General features: G+C 65.9%; 6 protein-coding genes and 1 pseudogene. 6 read left to right on the forward strand and 1 reads right to left on the reverse strand.

Features of this window, described 5'->3' with window-relative positions; translation table 11 throughout:
- From Psi01_RS42675 to Psi01_RS42685, 4 genes and pseudogenes are all read left to right on the forward strand, one after another.
- A partial coding sequence (locus tag Psi01_RS42675) for an alpha amylase C-terminal domain-containing protein (protein ID WP_204069920.1) occupies window positions 1–746 on the forward strand: 746 nt, incomplete at its 5' end.
- A gap of 199 nt (window positions 747–945) precedes the next feature.
- A pseudogene (locus tag Psi01_RS44700) lies at window positions 946–1,278 on the forward strand (helix-turn-helix domain-containing protein); the annotation flags it as partial.
- 406 nt (window positions 1,279–1,684) lie between these two features.
- Window positions 1,685–1,918 (forward strand): integrase core domain-containing protein, encoded by a 234-nt coding sequence (locus Psi01_RS44705; RefSeq protein WP_373872555.1) that lies wholly within the window; start codon window positions 1,685–1,687, stop codon window positions 1,916–1,918.
- A gap of 42 nt (window positions 1,919–1,960) precedes the next feature.
- Window positions 1,961–2,365, forward strand: coding sequence for an integrase core domain-containing protein (locus tag Psi01_RS42685; RefSeq protein WP_204069922.1), 405 nt, complete (start codon window positions 1,961–1,963; stop codon window positions 2,363–2,365).
- 65 nt (window positions 2,366–2,430) lie between these two features.
- On the opposite strand, the gene Psi01_RS42690 is transcribed toward Psi01_RS42685, so the two are convergent.
- Window positions 2,431–3,584, reverse strand: a protein-coding gene (locus tag Psi01_RS42690) for an IS3 family transposase (RefSeq protein WP_239128453.1) whose coding sequence is annotated in 2 segments (ribosomal slippage) — window positions 2,431–3,380 and window positions 3,380–3,584 — 1,155 coding nt in all. Because the reading frame shifts where the segments join, the coding sequence is not laid out codon by codon here.
- A gap of 313 nt (window positions 3,585–3,897) precedes the next feature.
- On the opposite strand from Psi01_RS42690, the gene Psi01_RS42695 reads away from it, so the two are divergent.
- Window positions 3,898–4,284 (forward strand): hypothetical protein, encoded by a 387-nt coding sequence (locus Psi01_RS42695; RefSeq protein ID WP_204069923.1) that lies wholly within the window; start codon window positions 3,898–3,900, stop codon window positions 4,282–4,284.
- Between the two features lie 282 nt (window positions 4,285–4,566).
- A partial coding sequence (locus Psi01_RS42700) for an IS701 family transposase (protein WP_204069924.1) occupies window positions 4,567–5,561 on the forward strand: 995 nt, incomplete at its 3' end.

Below are 5,561 nucleotides of genomic sequence, written 5' to 3' on the forward strand. Positions count from 1 at the left end.
CCCAGGCCACGCGAGGCGCCGACGCGCAGGTCGATCTGAGCGGTGTGCGCCGAGGACTCCAGCGTCCCTGGAACGTCCCGTTCGCCTGGCAGACCTACAACTGCCTGGAAAACCACGATCTCGTCCTGGACGCCGACGATCACCGCGAGCCCCGGATCGCCGCACTGGCCGACGGGAGCAACCCCCGCTCCTGGTATGCTCGCAGCCGAGCCCGTGCCGCCATGGCACTGCTGTTGACCGCTCCCGGCGTACCCTTGGTCTTCATGGGGCAGGAGTTCCTGGAAGACAAGCTCTGGTCCGATAACCCTCACCGCGCCGACCGGCTGATCTGGTGGGACGGCTTGGAGGGCGAAGATCGCCACATGGTCGACTACCACCGCTGCACCCGCGACCTGATCCAGCTCCGGCGCCATCACCCCGCGCTACGCGCCGAGCCGATCACCGTGTATCCGCTGGACGACCGTGCCCGGGTCGGGGCCTTCCAGCGGTGGGTGCCGGGCGAGGGGCACGACGTGGTGGTCGTCGTCAGCTTCGCCGAGACGACCTTCAACGACTACGTTCTCGGCTTCCCGGCGGAGGGTCGCTGGCGGGAGATCTTCAACAGCGACTTCTACGACCACTATCCCAATGACTGGGTTCGCGGCAACCAGGGCGGTATTACCGCCGACGGACCCGCCCGCCACGGCATGCCGTCTTCGGCACGCATCACCCTTCCCGCCAACAGTGCCCTGGTGTTCGCACGATGACCGTCAAGGCGCTGCCGGACGCCGTGAGGTGCCGCTTCAAAAGTCGTCTTAAGGCGCTTGAGCTGCAGATCGGCCTGCAGCAGCGGTTCAGGCAAGATCGGTTCTTGTGCCTCTTCGTCTCCTCTACCTGATCGTGATCCGGGTGTTCGGCTGGCTGGCGTTGTTGGGCCGAAGCCAGGCGGCCAAGGACGTCGAGATCATGGTGCTGCGACATGAGGTGGCGGTGTTGCGGCGTCAGGTCGCGCGGCCGAGGCCGGACTGGGCCGATCGAGCGGTCCTGGCCGCGCTGGCGCGGTTCTTGCCATCTGCCCTGCGCGCGCATCGACTGGTGACGCCGGGCACCCTGCTGGCCTGGCACCGCCGCCTGGTCCGACGCCGATGGACGTACCCGAGCCGGTCTGGTCGGCCTCGGATGAGCAGGGAGATCCGGGAGCTGGTGGTGCGCCTGGCGCGGGAGAACCCGGCCTGGGGATATCGCCGGGTGCACGGTGAACTGGTCCGGCTCGGCTACCAGGTCAGCGAGGCGACCGTACGCCGGATCCTGCGGAGCCGGCGCATCGGCCCGGCTCCCCGAGACGCCGACACCTCATGGAGGATCTTCCTACGCGTCCAGGAGCAAGGGCTGTTGGCCGTCGACTTCTTCCACGTCGACACGGTCTCCTTGAAGCGTCTGTACGTGCTGTTCGCCATGGAAGTCGCCACCCGGCGCGTGCACATCCTCGGGTTGACCGCCCACCCGACCAGTGTCTGGACGGCCCAGCAGGCCCGCAACCTGTTCATGGGCCTGGGGACCCAGATCGGCTCGTTTCGCTTCCTCATCCGCGACCGAGATACCAAGTTCACCGGTGCCTTCGACAAAGTCTTCGCCGGCGCGGGCGCAGGCGGTGGTCAAGACCCCGCCGCGCACACCACGGGCCAACTGCTACGCCGAACGATGGGTGCGCACCGTACGGGCCGAGTGCACCGACCGCATGCTGATCTACGGCGAACGGCACCTGCGCTCGGCGCTCACCGAGTATGCCGCTCACTACAACGGGCATCGGCCGCACCAGTCCCGCGCGCAGCGACCACCCGATCATGACGAGCAGGCCGTCGTACCGCCGCTGGAAGGCCGGGTCGAACGTCGGAGGGTGCTCGGCGGGCTGATCAACGAGTACCACCGAGCCGCGTAGCCACTTCGGAGAACTTCCAGCTCAAGCCCTACGCGATGGATTTTGAAGCGGTACAGGTCGTGCCGCCGCGAGCTGCTCGATCGCTACCTGCTGTGGAACGAGCGCCATCTGCGCCACGCTCTACGGGAGTACGAGCGGTTCTACAACGAGCACCGCGCCCATCAGGCCCTGGCCCAAGCGGCCCCGCTACGTGCCGTCCCGGACCCGATCACGGATCCGGCGTGGATCACCGAGCTGAGCGTACGTCGGCGGGACCGGCTCGGCGGGGTCCTCCGCGAGTACTCACATGCCGCTTGTGAACTGCATGGATGGAGTTTTCGGCAGGCGCAGGCCGATGAGGGCGAGCTGACCGCAGCCATGCACGCTGGCACGCGCCAGCCGCAAAAGCGTCCCGACATCGTCCGGGCCTTCTTCGCCGATCCTCGTCTGGCCTACATCACCGGGTAGGGCTGATAGTCCCAAAACTTATGATTGGAGTTGCCCCGGTTCGGTAGACACATCAGGGCTTGCGGCTACGCGGCAGCATAGCCGTCTTGGTGGACGTTCTTGAGGGCCTGTCGGCGCTCGTATTCGGCTGGGCTGAGCTGACCGTTGGCCGAATGACGGCGCCGGGGGTTGTAGAACCCCTCGATGTAGGCGAACACGGCCCGCTCGGCCTCCGACCGGGTGCGGAAGGTCCGCCGGTCGAGCAGCTCGCATTCCAGCGAGGCGAAGAAGCTCTCGGTGATCGCGTTATCGAAGCAGGTCCCGGTTCTCCCCGTCGAGGGACGGACCCCGGCCTGGGCGCACCGCTGGCCGAAGGCGACTGACGTATATTGACCGCCCTTGTCGCTGTGATGGATCACTCCGGCACTGGGCTGACGCTGGTGGATCGCCATCGCCAGCGCGTCGGTGACCAGTTCGGTGCGCATGTGCTCGGCCATCGCCCAGCCGACGATCCGCCGGGAGAACACGTCCAAGACCACGGCCAGATACAAGAAGCCCTGCCCGGTCGGCACGTAGGTGATGTCAGCGGTCTGCAGGCGGTTCGGTTCCTCGGCGGTAAACTGGCGCTTGACCAGGTCGGACGCGGCCACAGTCCGCCGATCGGCGATCGTGGTGCGACAGCCTTTACGGCGGGTCACGCCCGACAGTCCTGCTGCGCGCATCAGCCGGGCCACCCGCTTGCGGCCGATCCGGATGCCGTCGATCTCGCGCAGGTCGGCGTGGATGCGCGGCGCTTCGTAGATGCCGTCCGAGGCGGCGTGGTGCGCGCGGATCTTCTCGGTGAGTTCGGCGTCGCGGCGGGCGCGCGCCGATGGGCCGTGCTCCCGGCGCCTGCGCCAGGCGTAGTAGCCCTGGCGCGACACACCGAGCACCCGGGCCAGCAGGGAGACGTCGTGGTGGTCGTTGTCCGCATCGATCAGCCGGAATCTCATCTCGGCCGATCCGTCTCCCGTGCGAAGAAAACCGCGGCCTTGCGTAGGATCTCCTTCTCCTCGCGGAGAAGCTTGACCTCGCGCCGCAGCCGGGCCAGCTCGTCTTTTTCGGCGCTGGTCAGGCCGTCGGCACGGCGGCCGTCATCCAGATCGGCCTGGCGCACCCAGGTACGGATCGACTGAGCGGAGGGCTCGAACTCCCGAGCCAGTTCCTCCGGCGACCGTCCGGCGCGCACCAGCTCCACCATCTGCCGGCGAAACTCCGGCGGATAGTTGTTCGGCACAGCAGACTCCTTCTTCCGGGAACCAGGGTTCCCCAGAGGTCAGGTGTCCACCAAACCGGGTCAACTCCATGATCGGCTCAATAGGGAACCAGTCGTACGCTGCTTCGCCCGGTGGCCAGAAGCGGCCAACTTGCGGTGAGCCCTATAAATGATCAGGACATTGTGGAACGTTAAAGAGTATCAGAATTGAGATCAAAAGGTACTTCACATCAAGGCGGTTGATATCGCGTGACCGGAGATGCATGCTCAGCCAAATCATCCAAGGAGGTCTTACTGCATGCCGATTATCGTGGACAAATGGATGACTGTCGGCGAATGGCAGCAAGATGTGGACACCAACATCATGCTGCGCGATCATGACTGGATCGACATCAGCGCAAGCGGATCGATTTGGGCGGGTGTCTGGTTCACCGGCGAGAACGGCCCTCAGGGCTGGACAACCTACACCGCTGGGGGGGACTCGCCTCTACCAGGGGCCCCACCCTTCAGCCTCCTCGGCAGGACCGCTGAGGATGGATACTTCTACGTCGGAGCTGGCCTGCGGCGTACGTACCTGAACGAATCCATCGGACCGGGGGAGACAAGACTCTTCCTTCGGATCAACGACAACAAGCCGGCCAACGGCTCGGGCGCTTTCAACGTCCGAATTCAAGTTTGGCGGTAACAGTCCCGAAAACCAAGGCACCAACGACTTGAATGTGGTCTGCGACACGGCTGTACCCGTGCCGCAGGCCACCATTTTGGAACGCCTATAACAAACAGGGCCGCCAGAGCGGTCTAACCTCGATCTTTCGTGATCTTCGTGTGGTCGGCTGGTGCATTCGGCTGAGGGTTGATTTCGCGGCCAGCTCAGCGTGGTGGCCCGGCTGTCGCGCCGGATGAGCGGGGTTCCACGGGCCCGGGTATCTCCTTTCTTGATTGTTGGGGTGACTGGCCCTACTCTGTTGTGATCGTTGATCGTTGTCTGGGCTCTCAGGCGGGCGCAGGGTGGAAGGACATCTCCTTCTGCCTGGAGGTCGAGATGGCGCAGCGGCTTGCGGTCGATCCCGCGCCGGGCCCGTTAGAGGCATTCCTTGCGCAATTCGACAGTCTGCTCGTCTCACGAGCGCAGCGGCAAGCGATCCGCGACTACGTCACCGCCCTGCTCCAGCCCCGGGACCGGAACAAGACCCTGACCGCGCTGGCCGAGGCCGAACCCGGCCGGGAAGGATCGCTGCACCGCCAGGTCCAGCGACTGCAGTGGTTCTTATCGGAATCGGCCTGGGACCATGAGCCGATCAACGAACGGCGGATCACGCTACTGGCCACGAACGAGAACACCGCGGCCCACCCGGGAGGGGCGCTCCTGCTGGACGACTCCGGTAATCGCAAACGCGGGCATGCCAGCGCCTACGTCTCCCGGCAGTACATCGGCTCGCGCGCGCAGATCGAGAACGGCATTGTCGCGGTGACCACCTGCTGGACCGACGAGCGGATCTACTACCCGCTGCACACGCTGCCCTACCAGCCCGCCGCCACCCTGCCGCAGGGCAAACGCGATCCACAGTTCCGCACCAAGGGACAACTCGCCGGTGAGCTGGTGGCCCAGGCGCAGACAGCGGGGATCGACTTTCGCGCGCTGGTGGCCGACTGCTTCTACGGTCCCAGCGAAAGCCCGCACTTCATCGCCGAGTTGGAGGCCGCCGCCATCCCGTACGTGGTGGCCGTCAAGCCGAATACCCCGATCAAGGTCGACACCGGCGGCACGCTGACCCCGGCCCAGCGGGTCCGGCAGGCCGGATGGTCCTCGCGATCCCACCCGGGCCGCTGGCGTCCGGTCCAGCGCCGCTTCCGCGATGGTCATACCGAGGCGTGGTGGGCCATCGAACTCACCCTGGGCCGCTACGGTCCCGAATGCGCCCATCGGCTCATCGTGACCACCGCCAGCCCCGCCACGCTACC

Origin of the sequence: Paraplanobispora siamensis, from assembly GCF_016863175.1 — a bacterium.
GTDB classification, from domain to species: Bacteria; Actinomycetota; Actinomycetes; order Streptosporangiales; family Streptosporangiaceae; genus Planobispora; species Planobispora siamensis.